The organism is Flavobacterium sp. TN-1 (assembly GCF_052828645.1).
Genome location: NZ_CM128253.1, coordinates 55106 through 77710, shown reverse-complemented (window position 1 = coordinate 77710; position 22605 = coordinate 55106). Strand labels below are relative to the sequence as shown.

22 protein-coding genes and 4 tRNA genes are annotated in these 22605 nt (G+C 31.5%); 25 read left to right on the top strand and 1 reads right to left on the bottom strand.

The window, feature by feature from the left end; all coding sequences use genetic code 11:
• Positions 1-88: 88 nt before the first annotated feature.
• Positions 89-829, top strand: a complete 741-nt coding sequence (locus tag ACUXZJ_RS00290; protein WP_446195505.1) for a hypothetical protein — start codon at positions 89-91, stop codon at positions 827-829.
• Positions 830-852: 23 nt separating this feature from the next.
• A complete protein-coding gene (lipB, locus tag ACUXZJ_RS00285) occupies positions 853-1551 on the top strand; it encodes a lipoyl(octanoyl) transferase LipB (protein WP_060383872.1) in 699 nt (232 codons plus the stop codon).
• 81 nt (positions 1552-1632) lie between these two features.
• Here the strand turns inward: lipB and ACUXZJ_RS00280 are convergent, their stop codons facing one another.
• A complete protein-coding gene (locus ACUXZJ_RS00280) occupies positions 1633-2292 on the bottom strand; it encodes a ribonuclease HII (RefSeq protein WP_060382912.1) in 660 nt (219 codons plus the stop codon).
• Positions 2293-2491: 199 nt separating this feature from the next.
• Here ACUXZJ_RS00280 and ACUXZJ_RS00275 point away from each other — a divergent pair, with 199 nt between their 5' ends.
• From ACUXZJ_RS00275 to rplL, 23 genes are all read left to right on the top strand, one after another.
• A complete protein-coding gene (locus ACUXZJ_RS00275) occupies positions 2492-5479 on the top strand; it encodes a SusC/RagA family TonB-linked outer membrane protein (protein ID WP_063743148.1) in 2988 nt (995 codons plus the stop codon).
• 10 nt (positions 5480-5489) lie between these two features.
• A complete protein-coding gene (locus ACUXZJ_RS00270) occupies positions 5490-6905 on the top strand; it encodes a RagB/SusD family nutrient uptake outer membrane protein (RefSeq protein WP_060382910.1) in 1416 nt (471 codons plus the stop codon).
• A 74-nt stretch (positions 6906-6979) separates the two neighbouring features.
• A complete protein-coding gene (locus ACUXZJ_RS00265; protein ID WP_060382909.1) occupies positions 6980-8896 on the top strand; it encodes a putative porin in 1917 nt (638 codons plus the stop codon).
• Positions 8897-9046: 150 nt separating this feature from the next.
• On the top strand, positions 9047-10408 hold the full coding sequence (locus ACUXZJ_RS00260) for a pyridoxal-phosphate dependent enzyme (RefSeq protein ID WP_060382908.1): 1362 nt from the start codon (positions 9047-9049) through the stop codon (positions 10406-10408).
• A gap of 190 nt (positions 10409-10598) precedes the next feature.
• Positions 10599-11873: a DUF2851 family protein gene (locus ACUXZJ_RS00255; protein WP_060382907.1), complete on the top strand. Its 1275-nt coding sequence runs from the start codon at positions 10599-10601 to the stop codon at positions 11871-11873.
• Positions 11874-11922: 49 nt separating this feature from the next.
• Positions 11923-12144, top strand: a complete 222-nt coding sequence (locus tag ACUXZJ_RS00250; RefSeq protein WP_060382906.1) for a hypothetical protein — start codon at positions 11923-11925, stop codon at positions 12142-12144.
• A 2-nt stretch (positions 12145-12146) separates the two neighbouring features.
• A complete protein-coding gene (locus tag ACUXZJ_RS00245) occupies positions 12147-13040 on the top strand; it encodes a ComEA family DNA-binding protein (RefSeq protein WP_063743146.1) in 894 nt (297 codons plus the stop codon).
• 25 nt (positions 13041-13065) lie between these two features.
• Positions 13066-14235 (top strand): acyl-CoA dehydrogenase family protein, encoded by a 1170-nt coding sequence (locus tag ACUXZJ_RS00240; protein ID WP_063743145.1) that lies wholly within the window; start codon positions 13066-13068, stop codon positions 14233-14235.
• Positions 14236-14540: 305 nt separating this feature from the next.
• Positions 14541-15881 carry a flavin monoamine oxidase family protein gene (locus ACUXZJ_RS00235; protein ID WP_063743144.1) on the top strand — a complete coding sequence of 447 codons (1341 nt, stop codon included), beginning with the start codon at positions 14541-14543 and terminating at the stop codon, positions 15879-15881.
• A gap of 320 nt (positions 15882-16201) precedes the next feature.
• A complete protein-coding gene (gene rpsU / locus ACUXZJ_RS00230) occupies positions 16202-16396 on the top strand; it encodes a 30S ribosomal protein S21 (protein WP_060383871.1) in 195 nt (64 codons plus the stop codon).
• Positions 16397-16484: 88 nt separating this feature from the next.
• A complete protein-coding gene (locus ACUXZJ_RS00225) occupies positions 16485-17378 on the top strand; it encodes a tyrosine-type recombinase/integrase (protein ID WP_063743143.1) in 894 nt (297 codons plus the stop codon).
• Positions 17379-17414: 36 nt separating this feature from the next.
• Positions 17415-17717, top strand: coding sequence for a ribosome hibernation-promoting factor, HPF/YfiA family (gene hpf / locus ACUXZJ_RS00220; RefSeq protein ID WP_060382901.1), 303 nt, complete (start codon positions 17415-17417; stop codon positions 17715-17717).
• Between the two features lie 99 nt (positions 17718-17816).
• Positions 17817-17890, top strand: a tRNA-Thr gene (locus ACUXZJ_RS00215).
• 66 nt (positions 17891-17956) lie between these two features.
• Positions 17957-18037, top strand: a tRNA-Tyr gene (locus tag ACUXZJ_RS00210).
• Positions 18038-18115: 78 nt separating this feature from the next.
• A tRNA-Thr gene (locus ACUXZJ_RS00205) sits at positions 18116-18187 on the top strand.
• A 54-nt stretch (positions 18188-18241) separates the two neighbouring features.
• A complete protein-coding gene (tuf, locus tag ACUXZJ_RS00200; protein WP_060382900.1) occupies positions 18242-19429 on the top strand; it encodes an elongation factor Tu in 1188 nt (395 codons plus the stop codon).
• Positions 19430-19486: 57 nt separating this feature from the next.
• Positions 19487-19558 (top strand) — tRNA-Trp (locus ACUXZJ_RS00195).
• A 15-nt stretch (positions 19559-19573) separates the two neighbouring features.
• Positions 19574-19771: a preprotein translocase subunit SecE gene (secE, locus tag ACUXZJ_RS00190; RefSeq protein WP_060382899.1), complete on the top strand. Its 198-nt coding sequence runs from the start codon at positions 19574-19576 to the stop codon at positions 19769-19771.
• A 9-nt stretch (positions 19772-19780) separates the two neighbouring features.
• Complete coding sequence (gene nusG, locus ACUXZJ_RS00185; RefSeq protein WP_060382898.1) at positions 19781-20332, top strand: transcription termination/antitermination protein NusG; 552 nt, start codon at positions 19781-19783, stop codon at positions 20330-20332.
• 63 nt (positions 20333-20395) lie between these two features.
• Positions 20396-20836, top strand: coding sequence for a 50S ribosomal protein L11 (rplK, locus tag ACUXZJ_RS00180; RefSeq protein WP_060382897.1), 441 nt, complete (start codon positions 20396-20398; stop codon positions 20834-20836).
• A gap of 6 nt (positions 20837-20842) precedes the next feature.
• The gene (rplA, locus tag ACUXZJ_RS00175; RefSeq protein WP_063743142.1) at positions 20843-21532 is read left to right on the top strand and encodes a 50S ribosomal protein L1; all 690 of its coding nucleotides are present in this window, start codon (positions 20843-20845) and stop codon (positions 21530-21532) included.
• Positions 21533-21557: 25 nt separating this feature from the next.
• Positions 21558-22061 (top strand): 50S ribosomal protein L10, encoded by a 504-nt coding sequence (gene rplJ, locus ACUXZJ_RS00170; RefSeq protein ID WP_060382895.1) that lies wholly within the window; start codon positions 21558-21560, stop codon positions 22059-22061.
• A 57-nt stretch (positions 22062-22118) separates the two neighbouring features.
• Positions 22119-22484, top strand: coding sequence for a 50S ribosomal protein L7/L12 (gene rplL, locus ACUXZJ_RS00165; RefSeq protein WP_060382894.1), 366 nt, complete (start codon positions 22119-22121; stop codon positions 22482-22484).
• Positions 22485-22605 lie beyond the last annotated feature (121 nt).

The following is a 22605-nucleotide window of genomic DNA, read 5'->3' as shown; positions in this document are numbered from 1 at the left end:
ACTATATTATTTGTTTTTGTGATTTATTTGAAAAATATTGATTTCTTGAGAGTTTTAGAATCTGTATCTTTGGCAAAAAGAAAATGAGATGAAACGTTTTTTATGTTTATTATTACCCCTAGTTGTATTAACAAGTTGTGTTTTTACAGAAGAAATAGAAATAAATCAAGACGGATCAGGAAAATATGCTTTTGCTATAGATGGATCTAGTTTGATAGCTATGATGCCAAAAGATAGTTCAAAGTTAGTAAAAACAATAGATTCAGTTTTTACCTTCAAACAATTGCTAGAAGAAAAAAAAGATAGTATAGCAAAACTCAGTATAGAAGAACAATCTAAATTTCGAAAAAGCGAAAATTTTTTGATGCGAATACAAATTAATCAAGAAAAAAAACAATTGCTATTTTCTTTAGAAACATTTTTTAAATCCGTAACAGATTTACAACAGTTAATAGAAGGAATGGAAAGCTTTCAAAAATTGACCAAATCAATTAAAAAACAACAAATACAACGAATAGGAAACTTAAGTGTTTTGTTAGAAAACGGAGTTAAAATGAATTATTTGTATGATGGTAAAAAAATCTTTAGAAAAACCATTGCTACCAATCAACCGTTTAAAAAAATAGATGCCAATTTCTTAGCGAAATATAAAACGATTTTAGAAGCATCTAAATATGTGGTAAAATACCATTTTCCCAAAGAAGTTAAAACCGTATCAAATAAAACCGCGGTATTTTCTAAAGATAGAAAAATAGTAACAATAGAATTTAAATGGGATGAAATAGTGAAATCCCCAGAATGTTTAAATTTAGAAGTTCAATTCAAATAAATTATTTAGAATTAAATATAATAATGAGTAGAAAAGTAAAATTCCAAGATTTGGGATGTCAAGATTATAAAAAGACATGGGATTATCAAGAAAGCTTATTTGCTGAAATTGTAGCCCAAAAAATGCTAAAGAGAGACGATTCAAAAGTAGAAACAGATAATTATTTTTTGTTTGTAGAGCATCCTCATGTTTATACTTTAGGAAAAAGTGGAGATTTATCAAATCTATTGTTGTCTGAAAAACAATTAGAAGAAAAAGGAGCCACATTTTATAAAATAAACAGAGGAGGAGATATTACCTATCATGGACCAGGACAAATTGTAGGTTACCCAATTTTAGATTTAGAAAACTTTTTTACCGACATACATAAATATTTGCGATTACTAGAAGAAGTTATTATTCAAACTTTAGCTGAATATGGTATAGCCTCTGAACGAAGCGAAGGAGAAACAGGAGTGTGGATAGGAGTAGGAACTCCCTTTGTTAGAAAAATATGCGCTATGGGGGTTCGTGCCTCTCGCTGGGTAACTATGCACGGTTTTGCATTAAATGTAAATGCTGATTTAGGGTATTTTGATCATATTATTCCTTGTGGTATAAAAGGAAAGGCAGTGACCTCTCTTCATGTTGAGTTAGGAAAACCAGTGGATGAAGAAGAAGTAAAAAAGAAAATATTAAAACATTTTAATAATTTGTTTAATACAAATTTAGTGTCGCTATAGACTCAAAATAACAAACAAAATCGTGAAACTGAAACCTTAATTAGTTTTCTACGATTTTGTTTGTCTAAAAAAAATAATTATTTATAAGTCCAATACAAACTGTTCAGGGAGTAATTTAAAAGACTTCCTGTGGTATTTTGTGACCCCATATTTAGCAATAGCTTCTCTGTGATCTTTTGTAGGATATCCCTTGTTTTTACTCCAATTATACATTGGAAATTCTTCATGAATTTTATTCATATATTCGTCTCTATGCGTTTTAGCTAAGATAGAAGCAGCAGCTATATTCATGTATTTACCATCCCCTTTTATAATACTTTCGTTAGGTATAGATTTTAAAAAAGCTATTTCTTCATGGTTTAAGTTGTAGCCAGTTAGCGTTTTGATTCCTAGTTTTCCCAATAAAGGACGGTTTCCATCAATAATGATAAAATCAGGTTTTTGTTTCAACTTTAAAATACTTTCCTGCATAGCCTTCATAGAAGCATTAAGAATATTGATTTCATCAATTTCTTCATTCAAAATATGCGTTACCGCAAAGCCCAATGCTAAATTTTCAATAGTAGGTCTTAAAATATCCCTCTTTTTTTCAGATAATTGTTTAGAATCGTTTAAAGAATCAATATTAAAATTTTCTGGAAGTATAATGGCGGCTGCTGTAACAGGTCCTGCAAGGCAACCTCTACCAGCTTCGTCACATCCGACTTCTATTGTGTAATTGCTGAATTTTAAAGATAACATAGTTTATATAGTAATAAAAGTGCTTAAATTTTTAGATTTTTTGAAAAGTAAATAAATAAGTTTTAATAGAAATTATACAAGTTGCAAAGGTACTTTATAAAGTTTAACATTTGTAAAAAATGAATATCTATAGATAATATTTGGGAATTTAAGAAATATTTAAGAAGTTTGCGGGATAACTAACTCAAATAAAATTAATATGAGATCAAAGTTCAAATGGATTTTTACGCTACTGTTAGCGTTAACAATGCAGTTTTCTTTCGCTCAAGAGAAAGCAATAACTGGGGTGGTTACAGACGCAAATGGTCCACTACCAGGGGTAAATGTTGTAGTAAAAGGTACACAACGTGGGGTTTCATCCGGATTTGACGGTAAATATAGTATTAAAGCAAAAGAAGGCGAAACTTTAGTTTTTTCATTTATGGGCATGAGAGAAGTATCTAAAGTGGTAGGCGCTTCTAATGTAATCAATACTGTGATGCAGAGTGATGCAAAACAATTTGGAGATGTCGTTATTGTAGGTTTTGCTAAACAAGAAAAGAAAAAAATGATTCAGTCAGTGGTAACTGTAGGATCTGATAAAATTAAAGATGTTCCTGTTGCTTCTGTTCAAGATGTTCTTCAAGGACAAACTTCAGGTGTTCAGGTTGTGTCTTCTTCAGGGGTAATTGGTTCTGCACCCGTTGTAAAAGTAAGAGGTGTTGCCTCTATCACGGCAGGAGCTAGACCTTTGTATGTTGTTGATGGAGTGCCATTGAATGATGTTAATTTAACTTCTGCTCAAGGAGGTCAGGCTTTAAATCCAATTGCAGACTTAAATCCTGCAGATATCGAGAGTATGTCTGTATTAAAAGATGCCGCAGCTACTTCAATTTATGGGTCTCGTGGTTCAAATGGAGTTATTCTTATTACTACAAAAATGGGTAAGAGAAATCAAGATGCTAAAGTTGCGGTTGGTTTTACTACTTCTTTCACAAATTATACAGATGCAATGAAAATGATGAACGCGTCTCAGTACAAGGAATATAATGCCAAATTTCCTCAAGCGTTAACAAATTCAGGAGTTACGATTGATGATATAGGGGAGACTAATTTTGATTGGTTAAATGCTGTTTCAAGAACAGGAGTTTCTATGGGTTCAGATGTTTCAGTTTCAGGCGGTTCTGAAAAAACAACTTACTTTCTAGGAGGTAGCTATGCTAAACAATCCGGCTTTATTATAGGTAACGGATTAGAGAAATCTGCAGGAAGACTTAATATTAATACAGAGGCAAATTCTTGGCTAAAGGTTGGTATGAATTTAGGTGTAACTACTTCTAAAATAGATAGGGTTGCTTCTGAAAATTCAGTGAATGCTCCGTTTACATCTGCTTTTTTACAAGAACCTTATGTAACACCTTACGATGCAAATGGTAATTTTCAACGTACAGGTTTTATAGCTAATGTTGTAGCAATAGAAGCGTTAAATATAAATGATTTAATTACGAATCGTATAACGGGTAATGTATTTGCAGATTTTAAATTATTTAAACCTTTAACCTATAGAGTAGAAGTTGGTTTAGACAGATCTTCAATTGAGGAATTTAGACGTGAAAAAGATATTAATCAAGCAGGTGGTTCTGCTTCAGATTATCAAGCCGTTCAGCAAAAGACTATTTTTACAAATACTTTAAATTTTAACAAAAAGTTAGCTGAAAAAATTAATTTAAATGCTTTAGTAGGTTTTACTGCTGAAAACACTGAAGTAAGAGATATTAGCGTAGCAGGTACGGTTTTTGCTTCTGATGATTTCTTGAATGTTACTTCGGCAGTTATAAAATCAACTACTGATAATACTAACGCTCAATCTAGATTAAATGGTTATTTTTCACGTTTCAATTTAGATTACGATTCAAAATATTTATTAGAGGCTTCTTTTAGAAGAGATGGGTCTTCTAGATTTGGTTCTAATAATAGATTTGGTAATTTTTGGGCAATTGGAGCAGCTTGGAATATTGCCAGTGAAAACTTCTTAAAAGAAAGTAAATATATTAGTGAATTAAAATTAAAAGCTAATATGGGAGTTTCTGGTAATGATAGAATTGGAGATTATGCTTGGAGAGAGCGTGTTAATGGTGGTATTTATCCAAATTATAATGAAACTTCTGGTTTAGCTTTATACAGATTTAGTAATCCAAATTTAAAATGGGAAAGATCAGAATCTGTTGATTTTGGGTTAAATTTAGGTATGTTTAGCGATAGAGTTAAAATTGCTGTTGATGTTTATAGAAAAGTGACTTCAGATTTATTGTTAAATAAATTGTTGTCTACAGCTGATAATGATGGAGTTAGGACTTACTTGATCAATGCTGGTAAAATGGAGAACAAAGGTTTAGATTTAGATTTTAATTTTGATGTTTTAAGAGATTCAAAACTAAAGTGGAGTACAAATTTAAATTTTAACTTTAACAGAAATAAAATACTAGAACTAAATTCTGATGCTTCTGTAGATGCACAAGGAAATAAATTTATTGGAGGCTCTACTTATCAGAGAGCAATTGAGGGATATTCTGCTAATACTTTTTACTTAGTGCCTTATTTAGGAGTTAATAAGGAAACGGGACATGCTGAATGGTTAGATATAAATGGTAATCCAACTACTACTTATTCTACTGCAAATAGAAGAATTGTTGGAGATGCAAACCCTGATTTTACAGGAGGATGGTCTAATAACTTGAAGTACGGTAATTTTGATTTATCAACATTAGTTAACTTTAGTTATGGGAATGATATATTTGTTGATGGATTACGTTTTGTTGATCGCGCAACATACGCTTACAATCATAGAGAAGTTGTAGGTAATGTGTGGCAAAAATCTGGAGATGATGCATTTACTCCAAATCCTACTTCTCCTACATTTAGAACCGTTCAAAATGCTTCAACTAGACAATTGAAGGATGGTTCTTTTGCTAGATTGAAGAATGTAACTTTTGGGTATAATTTTCCTATGAGTAAGTTTAGTAAAAGTTTTATATCATCTGTAAGAATTTATGCAACTGCACAAAATTTGTATACTTTGAAAAATAAAGAGTTACAAGGTATTGATCCAGAGGTATCTAATTCTATTTCTGCTGGTATCCAAGGTGAAACATTTTTTACTGCCCCTCAAACTAAAACGTTTTTGTTTGGTACACGTTTAACTTTCTAAGCTTTTAATTATGAAATATATATATATATCAACACTTTTTCTAACATTTGCAATTAGTTGTCAAACTGATTTAGATGTTAAAGCACAGGATGAATCTTCTCGTGAAGTGGTATTAACTACAGGATTGGGTGTGAAGTCTTATGTGACAGGATTATACGGATTAGCACAACAAGAAGGTGCTTTTGGAGGTGTTCCACAATTATTAGGAGACTGGCAGTCAGATAATATTAGTTTTAGAGGTACTTTTCCAACTCTACAAGAAATAAGAGATTATACAACTGTACCAACAAATGGTAACGTTGCTTCAATATGGCAAGATCATTATGAAATCATAACTCAGGCTAATACGGTGATTAATAAAGCTTACTTAGCCTCAGATGTTAACTTTTCAAAAGAAGAAAGAGATGAGGCTGTAGGTGAGGCTAAGTTTATGAGAGCCTTAGCTTATTTTCAACTAAATTGTTTGTTTGCGCAACCAATTCAAACAGTTGGAGTTAATGGTTTGTCTGTTCCATTAATTACTAAACATGTTAACTCTGTGGATGAAATTGGTATAAGAAATACTCCTAGAGCTACTATTGGTCAAGTATATGCTGAAATTGAAGCAGACCTATTAGATGCAATTAGTAAAATCAAAACTTTTAATAGAACAAGAGCTAATGTAGGAGCAGCTAAAGCTTTATTGGCTCGTGTTTATCTATATCAAGATAAATTTTCACAAGCAGCTGATTATGCAAATCAAGTTATAGGAATGCAAAATGAGTTTGTATTAGCTACAAACTACTTATTTTACGATAATAAGGATTCTTATGAACACATATTTAATTTAGTTAGCTTATCTAATGATAGTCAGTCGGGGAGCAATGAAAATGGACCGTCAGTTAGTTTTTCAACTCTAACTAATTCAGCTGCTAACGGAGGAAGAGGAGATTGTCCTTTCTCAGCAAGTTTGAACGCTGCTTTTGAGAATTCAGGAGATTTACGTTACACATTAAAAAGAAGAGATATTGAAAAAGCAGGAGTTCCTTTTTATACGACGAAGTATAATGATGGACTTAATCAGTCATCAGATTATTCTGTAATTCGTATTTCTGAAATGTATTTAATTAGAGCTGAGGCTAATTTAAGAGCAGGAACAATAATAGGGGATACTCCATTTAATGATGTTAATAAAATTAGAAGACGTGCAAATCTTCCTGATTTGGCAGTTGTAACATTAGATGATATTATAAAAGAAAGACGCCTTGAGTTCTGTTTTGAAGGTCATAGAAGAATGGATTTATTACGTAATGGAAAACAACTAAGATTATCAGGAACTGTGCCAGCACCAGCTGAAACAGCTCCTGGGAAACCAAGAGTGATTTTACCAATTCCTCAAAGAGAATTAGACTTAAATAAAAATTTAGTTCAAAATCCTAATTATTAATATAAAAGGCCCTCCTTAGTGAGGGCTTTTTTATCTCTTCTCTTTTCCCTATTTTTGTACTTCATTAAAAACCTATGAAGTATTTTTTTTATTTAATTATTGTTTTAGTTGTTATTCCAACATTTGGACAAAATGATTTGTCTGAAATTAAAAATGATACGGTTCGTAAATCCCTACGCGAAGTCCGAAAAGAAAACCCTAAAGCTCCCCATAACTGGTATAAAATTTATAATTTAAAAAGAGATACCACCTTTGTTGATACCTCGCTTACGATAAAAAGTGATTATAAGTTTAATCAACTCAGAAAAGATAATTTCGGTTTATTGCCATTTGCTAATGATGGTTATGTATATACCATTCTAAACTATGGTTTTAAAATGCCTAATACATCTCCTAATATAGGTTTTAGTGCTAAGCAATTTAATTACTTGCAATCAGAAGATATATCCTATTATAATGTGCCAACTCCCTTGACAGAATTGTATTTTAAAACTGTTTTAGAACAAGGGCAAAGCATAGACGCTTTTATTACATTGAATACCTCTAAAAATCTTAATTTTTCATTAGCCTATAAAGGATTACGATCATTGGGTAAATATCTAAATTCATTATCAAGCACAGGAAACTTTAGATTTACTTCAAGTTATCAAACTTCCAATAAACGTTATGGATTTAATTTACATTTTACAAGTCAAGATTTTACCAATCAAGAAAACGGAGGAATCTTAAATGAAGCCGATTTTATTTCAGGAGATCCTCAATTTAGTCAACGTTCAAGATTAGATATAAAATTAAAAGATGCAAAATCCTTTTTTGAAGGCAAACGTTATTTCCTCGACCAATATTTTCGTTTAAATCGAAATCAAAAGACTAATAATATATTGTTAGAACATCAATTTAAATACGAAATGTTTAATTTTAGTTTTGAAAAAGCCACTAAAACAGATTATTTTGGTTTAGGTTATGAAAATTCTAACTATTCAGATCTAACTAAATCTTCTGTCTTTTATAACAAAATAGGAGCTACTTTCTTTAATACATCAATAGGTAAGTTTAATGTGTTTGTTGAAGACAGTTGTTTTCGTTATGGATATAATCGTTTAGTGATTGAAAACCAGCAAATAAAAGTTCCAGCTCGAAATGATTTTTCAGTTCAAAATATAGGAGGGAAATATTTTTATTTAAAAAATAAGATCAGAGGAGAAGTACTTTTCTCAAAAGCCTTTTCAAAAGAAACAAATTCAATTGTTGATATTTTTGCAAAATATACATTGAATGATAAAAATAGTTTTTCGCTTCAATACGTTAATTTGAGCAAATTGCCTGATTTAACTTATTCTCTTTATCAAAGTGATTTTGTAAATTACAATTGGAAAAATTCATTTAATAATGAAAAAATGAATTCTTTCCGTTTAAACGCTCAAACTCAATGGGGAACTATAGAATCACAAATTATAGTACTTCATGATCATATTTATTTTAGTAATGATGATTTAACCCAAAAAACATTGCTTACAACACCTAAACAATATACAGGACCTTTAAATTATTTTTCAATTAAATTACAAAAAGAAATAAAACTAGCTAAATGGACATTGGATAATAGTGTTTTATATCAACAAGTAGTTCAAGCAGAACAAATTTTAAATGTACCCAAAATTTTGACACGAAATAGTCTATATTTTTCAGATCAATATTTTAAAAAAGCTTTATTATTACAAACAGGTATTACTTTTCAGTATTTTACTAGCTATTATGCTAATGGATACAATCCTCTGATAGGTGATTTTTATACCCAAAATCAAAGTCAGATAGGAAATCATCCTATAATTGATTTTTTTGTTAATGCTAGAGTACGTCAAACAAGAATTTTCTTGAAAGCAGAACATCTTAATACTACTTTCAGAAATAATGATTTTTTTGCAGCACCAGGTCAGCCTTATAAAGACTTTCTAGTGCGTTTTGGATTAGTGTGGAATTTCTTTCAATAATCATGAATTTCTAATACTGAAAATCATTAAATTAAGCTCCACTTTCAAATCTCTTGAAATTTGAAATCTATATTCAGAATATTTATACCTTTGCAAAGAGGTTGGTAAAGAATAGTTTAAAAATAAGAAAAACATTATAAAGATAAAAGTATGCAATACGCAAAGAACATACTAGAAACAATTGGTAATACACCTCTAGTAAAGTTGAATAAAGTAACGGCTGAGATTAACGCATTGGTTCTAGCAAAAGTTGAAACCTTTAATCCAGGTAATTCTGTAAAAGACCGTATGGCTATCAAAATGATTGAAGATGCAGAAGCGGATGGTCGTTTAAAACCTGGAGGAACTATTATTGAAGGGACTTCTGGAAATACAGGAATGGGACTAGCTTTAGGAGCCATTATTAAAGGCTATAAATTAATCTGTGTAATTTCAGATAAACAATCAAAAGAAAAATGTGATATACTAAGAGCAGTAGGAGCAAAAGTAGTGGTTTGTCCAACAGACGTTGAGCCCACAGATCCTCGCTCGTATTACTCTGTTTCAAAACGTTTAGCAGAAGAAACACCTAATGCGTGGTATGTAAACCAATACGATAACCCTAGTAATGCGCTAGCCCATTACGAACAAACAGGACCTGAAATTTGGGAACAAACAGAAGGAAAAATCACGCATTTTGTAGTAGGTGTAGGTACAGGAGGAACTATATCAGGAGTTGCTAAATACTTAAAAGAGAAAAATCCAAATGTTAAAATTTGGGGAATTGACACCTATGGCTCTGTATTTAAAAAATACCATGAAACTGGTATCTTTGATGAAAATGAAATATACTCCTATATAACAGAAGGTATTGGAGAAGATATTTTACCAAAAAATGTTGATTTTTCATTGATAGACGGCTTTACAAAAGTTACAGACAAAGACGCTGCAGTATATACACGTAAGATAGCATTAGAAGAAGGTATATTTGTAGGAAACTCAGCAGGTGCAGCTATTAAAGGATTATTACAACTAAAAAACGAATTTAAACCAGATGATGTAGTAGTTGTTTTGTTTCATGACTCAGGAAGTCGTTATGTAGGCAAAATGTTTAATGATGATTGGATGCGCGAACGAGGCTTTCTAGAAGAAGAACTAGCCAAAGCAGAAGATTTAATAAAAGACCATATCGAAAAACCACTTGTAATTGTTCGCACTGAAGAATTAGTTTCACACGCTATAGAAAGAATGCGTAAATATAAAATTTCTCAAATACCAGTTGTTGATGTAAATGGATTTGTTGGATCTGTTGATGAATCAGACCTTTTTCAAAGCTATATAACAGATAAAAATACTGCTGAAAAACCAATTAAAGAGGTAATGGGAGCACCATTTCCAATCGTAAAAAAGGGATCCTCCATAGAAGAAGTCTCTAAACTAATTACGAAAGAAAATCAAGCAGTATTAGTAGATTTAGGAGAAGGTAAACATCATATCATTACAAAACATGATATTATTAACGCCATAAAATAATAATCCTGTAATATTTAAATTACAAGACTTTTTTATCATCAAAAGAAAAAACCTAATAAAATTCATTAATAATGAATTTGTTAGGTTTTTTTTGTAACTTTATGATTATGATCGAATTATATATTTTGTATGAAATAAAATTACAAAATATACCTTTTTATACGCCTTATTAATATTATACGCCTGAATTATGAAAGAAGAATTTTTACACTATGTATGGAAAAATAAAAAAGTTACTTTACAATCCCTGAAAACAGAACAAGGTGAAAACCTTCAAATACTTCACTCAGGGTTTCAATTAAATCAATCAGGTCCTGATTTTTTTAACGTTCAACTCATTATTGGCGAACAAAGATGGGCTGGAAATGTAGAAATACATCTAAAGTCATCAGATTGGTATCATCACCATCATCAGCTCAATAATCAATATGATAATTGTATTCTACACGTAGTATGGGAACACGATATATCTATTTTTAGAAAAGACAACACAGAACTACCTGTTTTAGTACTTCAAAAATACGTTTCAAAAGAACTAATTATTCAATATGAAAAATTAAAAACAAAAAAAAGATGGATTAATTGTGAAGAAAGCCTAAAAAAGATACCAGAATTTATAGTGTATAATTGGATCCAACGACTATATTTCGAACGACTAGAATTGAAAAATAAACCCATTCAAGCACTACTACAAGAAACAAATTATGACTGGGAGTCAGTTCTTTTTATAACTTTAGCTAAAAATTTTGGATTAAACGTAAATAAAAATGCCTTCTTTAGCCTAGCTAAAAACATTCCTTTTACACTAATTAGAAAAGAAAGTTTTGATATAAATTATTTAGAAGCTTTGTTTTTTGGGATAGCAGGACTATTGCCGCTAAAACCACAAGAAAATTATATCAAAGACTTAGTCACATTATACGAGTATATTAAGATCAAATATTGTTTAGACTCGAAATATGTAGAACAATTTGAATTTTTTAGATTAAGACCTGATAACTTCCCTACAATTCGCATAGCACAATTCGCAATGCTTTATCATATTCGTAAAAACCTTTTTTCTCTTATTATTCAGGCAACATCTATAGAAGATTTTTATGAAATATTTTCAGTTGGGGTTTCAGATTATTGGAAAAATCATTACGTCTTTGAAAAACAAACAAGTTATAAAGAAAAGAAAATTTCTAAATCATTTATAGAATTATTAATCATCAATGCTATTATACCAATTCGATTTTCCTATGCACAATACAATAATAAAAATGATCATGAACTAGATCAAATGTTAATAGAAACGATTAAACCCGAAAAAAATAAAATACTGAATTACTTTCAATCCTATGGAATAAAAACAAAAAATGCAATGGAATCACAAGGACTTATTCAATTAAAAAATAAATATTGTGATACCAATCGTTGCTTAGAATGCGCCATTGGTCTTCAAACTTTGAAGTCTGAAAAATAAATTGTAGATTTACTAAAGCTTTCCTTTTTTTAAAACTATCTTACTTAAAATGATACAAAAACTTAAATATTTTTTTGAACGTCAAGGATTTCATATCGCTTCTAGATTAGCGGATCGATTAGGTATGAGAGCAAATAATGTTCGGTTGTTTTTTATTTACATCTCATTCGTTACTGTAGGACTTTGGTTTGGAGTGTATATTACCATTGGATTTATTATAAAATTAAAGGATCTGGTTAGAGCTAAAAGAACCTCCGTTTTTGATTTATAACTATGCGCCAATCACTCAAACCATATTTTGAATATACTAAAAATCAACGTATAGCTTTGTTGAGTTTTATCTTTTTGAGTGTATTGTTTCAAATCCTATATACCTGCATTGACTTTTCAGAAAAAAACAAATTGACAGAAGAAGAAAAAAAATGGCTCGCTCAACAAAATATAATAGATTCTTTAAAAAATAAAAAAGAAGAAAATAGATACAAAATATATCCTTTTAATCCCAATTTTATGACCGATTATAAAGGATATAAGCTAGGAATGTCAGTAGAAGAACTCAATCGTTTATTTGCTTATAGAAAAAAAGACAAATACGTTAATTCAATACAAGAATTTCAAAAAATAACAAAAGTATCAGATTCCTTATTAACCTCAATTTCAACTTATTTTAAATTTCCAGATTGGGTACTAAAAAAGAAATATTTAAATAATTCAAAATCTCCTTCATTAGAAGATCAAAGAAAAGAAAAGAAAAGAGATAAAATAGAACAAATAGATATAAACCTAGCTACTAAAGAAGATTTAATGAAAGTATACGGTATAGGAGATGTTATTTCAGATCGAATACTAAAAGAGAAAGAAACCTTAGGAGGTTTTGTATCTATGAATCAATTAGAGTATGTGTGGGGAATATCCCCAGAAGTAATGATTGAATTAAATAAAAAATTTACTTTATTGAAAACCCCTGAAGTCTTAAAACTAAAAATAAACGAAGCATCCACTAAAGAACTTTTAAAAATTCCGTATATAAAATATCCTATAGCTCGGGAAATAATTGGGTTTAGAAGTATGAATAACGGAATCCATTCAGTAGATGATTTACTTAAAATTAAGAATTTTCCAGTTGATAAAGTAAAAATAATTACCTTATATTTGGACTTTAAATAAATAGCAAGAAGAACAATACAACTTTATGAACTCAATTTATTTTACAGAAGACCATCAATTATTCAGAGAGAGTTTTCGCGATTTTTTACAAAAAGAAGTAGTACCTCACATTGAAAAATGGGAAAAAGAAGGAACAATAGAACGTTTTGTCTGGAAAAAATTTGGAGACATGGGGTTCTTTGGATTAAACTATCCTGAGGCTTATGGCGGATCAAATCTTGACTTATTTTATACAGTTATATTTTTAGAAGAACTACAAAAAATCAAATCATCAGGTTTTGCAGCAGCAATGTGGGCTCATGCCTATTTAGCAATGACACATTTAAATGCAGAAGGAGACGAACGTATTAAGGAGGAGTACTTAGCTTCAAGTATTGCAGGCGATAAAATAGGTGCGCTTTGTATTACAGAACCCTTTGGAGGGAGTGACGTGGCCGGTATGCGAACAACAGCAGAACGTAAAGGAAATAAATTTGTGATTAATGGTTCTAAAACATTTATTACAAATGGAGTCTATGCGGATTATTACGTTGTAGCGGCTAAAACTGATCCAACTTTGGGAAATAAAGGAATCAGTATATTTTTAATAGATGCTAAAACACCAGGTATTTCAGCTACTAAATTAAATAAATTAGGATGGAAAGCATCTGATACAGCAGAATTAGCATTTGATAATGTAGAAATTCCTTTAGAAAACCTAATGGGAGAAGAAGGAAAAGGCTTCCCTTATATCATGCAACATTTTGCATTAGAACGATTAATAATGGCTATTAATGCACATGCTCGAGCTGAATATGCAATAGACTATACACTAGGCTATATGTCAGAACGAGAAGCTTTTGGAAAAACAATCAATAAATTTCAAGCTTTGCGTCATACAATAGTAGAACATACAACAGAAGTAGAACATTGTAAACTCTTTAATTATGCAGCAGTATCTCGTTTAAATAAAGGAGAATATGTAGTAAAAGAAGCTACTATGGCAAAATTAAAGTCAACTAAAGTTGCAGATTTAGCAATTTATGACTGTTTACAAATGCTAGGAGGATATGGTTATATGGAAGAATATCCCTTAGCCCGTTTATTACGAGATAGTCGATTAGGTCCTATTGGAGGTGGAACTTCTGAAATACTAAAAGAAATTCTATCAAAAATGATCATTGATAATAAAGATTATCAACCAGCAGTAAAATAAAACCCTTACGAAAAAATACTGTATTTAAGTGAGATGCTAAAAAAGTATTCTCCTCCATTAGTTGTTTACCCCAAATTACGCATTAGCTTTTCTAATGAAGGATAAAATAATAAAAAATATATAAAATTTGCCACAGGTTAAATTTTTATATTCATAAAAAATAAGTACCTTTTCATTTTTAAAGAAAGTTTTTCTTACAAATAAAATTTAATGCGTAATTTCGGTTTAACACAAAAAGAAGTTTTGAAAACAATTGCTGTTGTTAAATCATCTCTTTTTTGTAAAACCAACTAAACTAAAAATTAATGGATAGACGTAAATTTTTAAAACATTCAACTGCGGTATTCAGTGCTTCAGTTTTAATGCCTTCAATTGTAGCCTCTTGTGTTTCTGAAACCGAAGAGAATAATTCAAAAAATGTAAAAGTATTGATCATTGGAGCAGGAGCAGCAGGATTATTTGCTGGATATACACTAAAGAAAAAAGGAATAAGTTTCAAAATCTTAGAAGCTTCTTCAAAATATGGTGGACGACTAGGAAAACAATCAGGTTTTGCTGATTTTGATATTGATCAAGGAGCAGAATGGTTACACTTAGAAAATAGTATAATAGGTAAAATAATTAAAGATACACAAACCAAAATAACTTTAGATGACACCGAAGTAAAATATTGGTATAATAATAAAATCACGTCAACTTTACCTCTACAAACTGATATTTTTAGAAGTGAAACAGAAGTCTTTCAAGATATTAGTTATTTAGAATACGCACATCAAAAAGGTTTAGATAATTCATATAATAATATTATAGAAGCTTATGCCGGAGATCAAGGAGCAAGCGCAACTAATATTTCTGTAAAATGGGATAATGAAGAGGCAAAAAAAACAAATAGCCAAGAAAAAAATTATAAATTCGGAAAGACCTATTTCGATGTTTTTGAAAGTTATATAGTTCCTTTTGTAAAAGAACATATAAGGTTAAATACAATTGTAAAAAAAATTGATTACTCAGGGAAATCAATTGAAGTAACAGATTTAAATGGAACCGTATTTATTGCGGATAAAGTAATTGTTACAGTACCCATTACTATTCTAAAATCAAATGACATTGTTTTTAAGCCTTCTTTACCTAGTCAAAAAACCGCAGCTTTTCAAAAAATTGGAATGGAAGCAGGAATGAAAGTCTTTCTGAAATTTAGTGAAAAATTCTATCCAAATAACTTTGTTTATGGAGGTTCCGTTTGTGCTGCCTATGGAGATGTTACACTAGGAAAACAAACTAAAGATAATGTTTTATTAGCATTCGTAATGGGTAAACAAGCTCAAGCTCTTTCAGATTTGAATAGTAATGAAGCAATAACAACCGCATTGCTGACAGAATTAGATTATATGTTCAATGGTAGAGCAAGTGCTACATTTGTTAAATCTAGTGTTCAGAATTTTACAAAACATCCATTCATAAGAGGAGCCTATTCTTATAGTCCTGTCGATATGGGAAATGCTAGAGAAATTTTAGCACAATCTATAGATGGTAAAATATTTTTTGCAGGAGAAGCAACCAATTTACAAGGAGATCATCAAACAGTTCATGGAGCCGTAGCGACTGGCGTAGAACAAGCAGAAAAAGTAGCCTCTCTGTTAGTATAATAAAACTGAATCATCTTATTAAGAATTATAAAAGTAATTTTTAAACAAGTTCTATAAAAATATCAGATAAATCTATCCTTTTAGAAAAAAATGATTTATAATAAGATAATTTGCGATTTTTTTGAAATAACTATATATAGTTAGCCTATACGAATTTAGTGCTAAATATGTAATTCTAATGCTTGATACTATATGTATGATACAGAATAACTTTAGAAACAAAAAATTATTAATAAAGAAAAATAATTTGTGAATTATAATTCTTAATTCAAAATAAATCCTTACGTTTGCAGCCACAAATGAGAGGAGGTGTCAAGATTATGTTAATTATACCTATTAAAGACGGAGAAAATATCGATAGAGCGTTAAAACGTTATAAAAGAAAATTCGATAAAACAGGAGTTGTGCGTCAATTAAGATCACGTCAGCAGTTTACAAAACCTTCTGTAACAAGAAGAGCTGAAATTCAGAAAGCACAATATATCCAAGGATTAAGAGATGCTGTAGAAAATTAATAGCAAATTGTAATCATATATTAAATCGCTAGAGATAAAAGTACTACTTTTACCTAGCGATTTTTTTATGGACTTAATTTTTGAGCTCATGACTGAAAATTTAATTCGTTTTGAAGACTATTTGTTGAAAGAGAAAAAATATTCACTACATACAGTTAAAGCGTATGTGAGAGATTTGTTGTTGTTTTTTGATTATCTTTTAGAGATAAAAGGAGGAGAATTAGAGGAAGTTAATTATTCATTGGTTAGGAGTTGGGTAGTGATTTTGGTAGATTCGGGCCTGTCTAATCTTACGGTTAATAGAAAAATGGCATCATTAACGGCTTTTTATAAATTTTTATTAAAAATTAAAGTGATCGACGTTTCGCCTATGTCTCAACATAAATCTTTGAAAGCTAAAAGGAAAATTCAGATTCCTTTTTCAGAAAAAGAATTAGAGATGATGTTGAATGATGTGCAATATGATCAAGATTATGAAGGCTGTCGTGATAAGTTAATAATTAATTTATTGTATACAACAGGGATTAGGCGCTCAGAATTGATTGGTTTGAAAATAGAGAGTGTGGATTTTGATATAAAGGTTCTTAAGGTTTTAGGAAAACGTAATAAAGAACGTATTATTCCAGTGTTAGATGTGATTCTTTCAGAGATTAAGGTGTATTTAGATAAAAGAAAAGAGTTATCCTGTATTATAGATGAAAAATATTTATTTCTTCTTCATAATGGAAAGAAAATCAATGAAACTTTTGTTTATAGGTTAATAAATTATTATCTTAGTCTTGTCTCGGAAAAAGTAAAAAAGAGCCCTCATGTGCTCCGTCATACTTTTGCAACCCACATGTTGAACCGAGGTGCAGATTTAAATTCAATAAAAGAGTTTTTAGGTCATTCTAGTTTGGCATCTACGCAAGTTTATACGCAGTCTAGTTTAGGGCAGATAAAAGAAGTGTATAAAAAGGCGCATCCTAGAGGGCGAAAGTAATTCTTTTAAATTGTTTAACCTTAAAAATATTTAATTATGAAGGTAAATGTTCATGCGGTTAATTTTAACATTGACAAAAAGTTAGTTTCTTTTACAGATGAAAGAGTAAACAAATTAGAAAAATTTTATGATAAAATTGTCTCTGCTGATGTGTTTATGAGGGTAGAGCAGACCAGTGAAAAAGAAAATAAAGTGGTGGAAGCTAAAATTCTAGTTCCTGGTGATGAATTTGTTGTTAAAAAAACCTGTAAATCATTTGAAGAAGGAGTAGATTTGTCTGTTGATGCTTTGGAAAGATTGCTTGTAAAACGCAAAGAAAAACAGAGGGCGCATGCTTGATTTGAAAAAAAAATAAAAAAAAATAAAAAAAACTTTTGAAATCTAAAATATATGTCTAAATTTGCAGTCCGTTAGAAATAGCGGACTTTTTTACTGAATGCCGGTGTAGCTCAGCTGGCTAGAGCAGCTGATTTGTAATCAGCAGGTCGTGGGTTCGAGTCCCTCCATCGGCTCTTTGAAATATTGAAAAAATGTTTTATATTTGCACCTCGAAAACGAAAGCAAAATAAAAATAAGGAGGGGAGATACTCAAGCGGCCAACGAGGACGGACTGTAAATCCGTTGGGAAACCTTCGCAGGTTCGAATCCTGCTCTCCCCACAAATTAAGTTTCAGAGTTTTAAGTTTTGAATTTTATTGTAAATTTGAAAACTTTATTAAGAAACCTAAAACTTTACCGCCGGTGTAGCTCAGGGGTAGAGTGCTTCCTTGGTAAGGAAGAGGTCACGGGTTCAAATCCCGTCATTGGCTCACAAGATTTTTTTGAACACTAATTATTATAACTAAGATTAAAAATTAAGTAAAATGGCAAAAGAAAGTTTTAATCGTTCGAAACCGCACTTAAATATCGGTACTATCGGACACGTAGACCACGGAAAGACTACTTTAACTGCTGCGATCACTAAAGTGTTATCTGATGCAGGTTACTGTCAAGCTAAGTCATTCGACCAAATTGATAACGCTCCAGAAGAGAAAGAAAGAGGTATTACTATTAATACATCTCACGTAGAATATGAAACAGCTAACCGTCACTACGCTCACGTAGACTGTCCAGGTCACGCGGATTACGTTAAAAACATGGTTACTGGTGCTGCGCAGATGGATGGTGCTATTTTAGTGGTTGCTGCTACTGATGGTCCGATGCCGCAAACTCGTGAGCACATCTTATTAGGTCGTCAAGTAGGTATTCCTCGTATCGTTGTTTTCATGAACAAAGTGGATATGGTTGATGATGCTGAGTTATTAGAGTTAGTAGAGATGGAAATCAGAGATTTATTATCTTTCTATGAATATGATGGAGATAATGGTCCAGTTGTTCAAGGTTCTGCTTTAGGTGGATTAAACAACGATCCAAACTGGGTTCCTAAAATCATCGAATTAATGGATGCGGTTGATGCTTGGATTGAAGAGCCAGTTCGTGATAACGAAAAACCATTCTTGATGCCAGTTGAGGACGTATTCACAATTACAGGACGTGGTACAGTTGCTACAGGTCGTATCGAAACAGGTGTTGCTAACACTGGAGATCCAGTTGAAATCATCGGTATGGGTGCTGACAAGTTAACTTCTACTATTACTGGGGTTGAGATGTTCCGTAAAATCTTAGATAGAGGTGAAGCTGGTGATAACGTAGGTTTATTGTTAAGAGGTATTGATAAAGCTGACATCCGTCGTGGTATGGTTATTTGTAAGCCTGGATCAGTTAAGCCACACGCTAAATTTAAAGCAGAGGTTTATATCTTGAAAAAAGAAGAAGGTGGACGTCACACTCCATTCCACAACAACTACCGTCCTCAATTCTACGTACGTACAACTGACGTAACAGGTACTATCTCTTTACCTGAAGGTGTTGAAATGGTAATGCCAGGTGATAACTTAACTATCAATGTTGAGTTACTTCAACCAATCGCTTTATCAGTAGGTTTACGTTTCGCTATCCGTGAAGGAGGTAGAACAGTAGGTGCTGGTCAGGTAACTGAAATCGTTGAATAATTAAATTCACATAAAAACAAGTCAGTGTCGTTTAACGACGACACTGATTTATAACAAACGGGCGTAGTACAAGGGTCAGTATAGTGGTCTCCAAAACCATTGATGGGGGTTCGAATCCCTCCGCCCGTGCAAATAAGGAATATAATGAACAAAGTGACTAATTATATATCAGAAGCTTTTGAAGAGTTTAAGTCAAATGTGACTTGGCCAGGATGGGAAGAGGTTCAAAAACTAACAGTAGTTGTGGCCATCTTCTCTGTCATTTTTGCACTAGCCACTTGGGGCGTTGATGAAATTTTTACTAAAACAATTGAGGGTTTCTTTAATTTGTTAAAAGGATAAAATAAAGTTATGGCTGAAACTAGTGTGAAGAAATGGTATGTTGTAAGGGCTGTAAGTGGTCAAGAAAATAAAGTAAAATCCTACATCGAGCAAGAGATTAATCGTGTAGGAATGGCTGATTATATATCACAAGTATTAGTACCAACTGAAAAAGTGGTAACCGTACGTGATGGTAAGAAAATCAGCAAAGAAAGAGTTTATTTTCCTGGTTATGTAATGATCGAAGCAAATTTAACAGGAGAAATACCTCATATTATAAAATCTATTACAGGTGTAATAGGCTTCTTAGGTGAAGTGAAAGGAGGAGATCCTGTGCCTCTGCGTCAATCAGAAGTTAATAGGATGTTAGGAAAAGTAGATGAATTAGCAACTACTGTAGATCATGGTTCTATACCGTATTCTGTTGGTGAAACAATTAAAGTTATTGATGGGCCATTTAATGGATTTAATGGTACTATTGAAAATATAAATGAAGAAAAACGTAAGTTAGAGGTAATGGTTAAAATTTTCGGAAGAAAGACACCTCTAGAATTAAGCTTCGTTCAAGTAGAAAAAGTATAATATTTATTTATATAATTCACATCAATCGCTTCCAATGATCGATGTGCTTAATTTTTTTTTAAAATGGCTAAAGAAGTTAGTAAAGTAGTTAAACTACAAGTAAAGGGAGGTGCTGCGAACCCGTCGCCACCGGTTGGACCTGCTTTGGGAGCTGCTGGGGTTAACATCATGGAGTTCTGTAAGCAGTTCAATGCTAGAACACAAGATAAACCAGGCAAAGTATTACCAGTACAAATTACTGTGTACAAAGACAAATCGTTTGATTTTGTTGTAAAAACTCCACCTGCTGCTATCCAATTATTAGAAGCTGCAAAAATTAAATCAGGATCTGGGCAACCAAATCGTAAAAAAGTTGCTAGCGTTTCTTGGGATCAAATTAAAACGATCGCTGAAGACAAAATGCCTGATTTAAATGCTTTCACAATTGAAAAAGCAATGAGCATGATAGCTGGAACAGCTAGATCTATGGGTATTACTGTAACTGGAGATTCTCCTTTAAACTAAGAGAAAATGGCAAAATTAACGAAAAAGCAAAAAGTTGCTGCTTCTAAAATTGAGAAGAATAAAGCTTATTCTTTAAAAGATGCTTCTGCATTAATCAAAGAAGTTGCTTCTGCAAAATTTGATGAATCAGTTGATATCGCTGTTAAATTAGGAGTAGACCCTCGTAAAGCGAATCAAATGGTGAGAGGTGTGTGTTCATTACCACACGGTACAGGTAAAGACGTAAGAGTATTAGCTTTAGTGACTCCAGATAAAGAAGCTGAAGCAAAAGCTGCTGGTGCTGACCATGTAGGCTTAGATGAATACTTACAAAAAATTAAAGACGGTTGGACAGATGTTGATGTAATCATCACTATGCCAGCTGTAATGGGTAAATTAGGTCCATTAGGTCGTATTTTAGGTCCTCGTGGTTTAATGCCAAACCCGAAAACAGGTACTGTTACTATGGAAATAGGTAAAGCAGTAGAAGAGGTGAAATCTGGAAAAATTGACTTTAAAGTTGATAAAACAGGTATCGTTCACGCTGCTATCGGTAAAGTTTCTTTTGATGCTCAAAAAATTCAAGAGAACGCTCACGAAATTATTCAAACATTAATTAAATTAAAACCAACTGCTGCAAAAGGTACTTATATTAAGTCTATCCACTTATCAAGTACTATGAGTCCAGCTATTGCTTTAGATCCTAAAGCAGTGTAATTGGTAGTTAAAAAAATTTAGTATCATGACTAGAGAAGAAAAATCATTAGCGATTCAAGATTTAACTGCACAGTTAGCTGGAACAAATATCGTTTATTTAGCAGATATTTCTGGTTTAAATGCAGAAACTACTTCAAATTTAAGAAAAGCTTGTTACAAAGCAGGTATTAAATTAGAAGTTGTTAAAAATACTTTACTTGCTAAAGCAATGGAAGCTTCTGATAAAGAATTTGGTGAATTACCAACTACTTTAAAAGGAAATACTTCAATATTAATTGCTGACATTGCTAATGCTCCAGCTAAAGTAATTAAAGAATTCCGCAAAAAAGGTGACAAACCTTTATTGAAAGGAGCTTATATCAATGAAGAAGTATATATCGGTGATAAAGAATTAGAATCCTTAGCAGCTCTTAAATCGAAAGAAGAAGTTATCGGAGACATCATCGGATTATTACAATCGCCAGCTAAACGAATCATTTCTGCTTTACTTAACAACGCAGAGCAAAAAGGTGAAGAAACAGCTGAATAATTAGCGCACTAATTAAATTATATAAATTTTACAAATCATTTAAAAAAGATAGAAAAAATGGCAGATTTGAAACAATTCGCAGAACAATTAGTAAATTTAACAGTTAAAGAAGTAAATGAATTAGCTGCAATCTTAAAAGATGACTACGGTATCGAGCCTGCTGCTGCTGCAGTTGTTATGGCTGGTCCTGCTGCTGAAGCTGCTGCTGAGCAAACAGAATTTACAGTAGTATTAAAAGAAGCTGGAGCTTCTAAATTAGGAGTAGTAAAAGCTGTTAAAGAATTAACAGGTTTAGGATTAAAAGAAGCTAAAGATTTAGTAGATTCAACTCCTGCTAACGTTAAAGAAGGTGTTTCTAAAGATGAAGCTGAAGGCTTGAAAAAAGCTTTAGAAGAAGCTGGAGCTGTAGTTGAGCTTAAATAATTATACATAGTATAAATTATAGGTTTAGACCTTGAGTAAACCACTCAAAGGTCTAAACCATTTTTTCGTATAATATCTTTATTTATTTATAAAATAATACTTATACGAATTTTAACCCAAC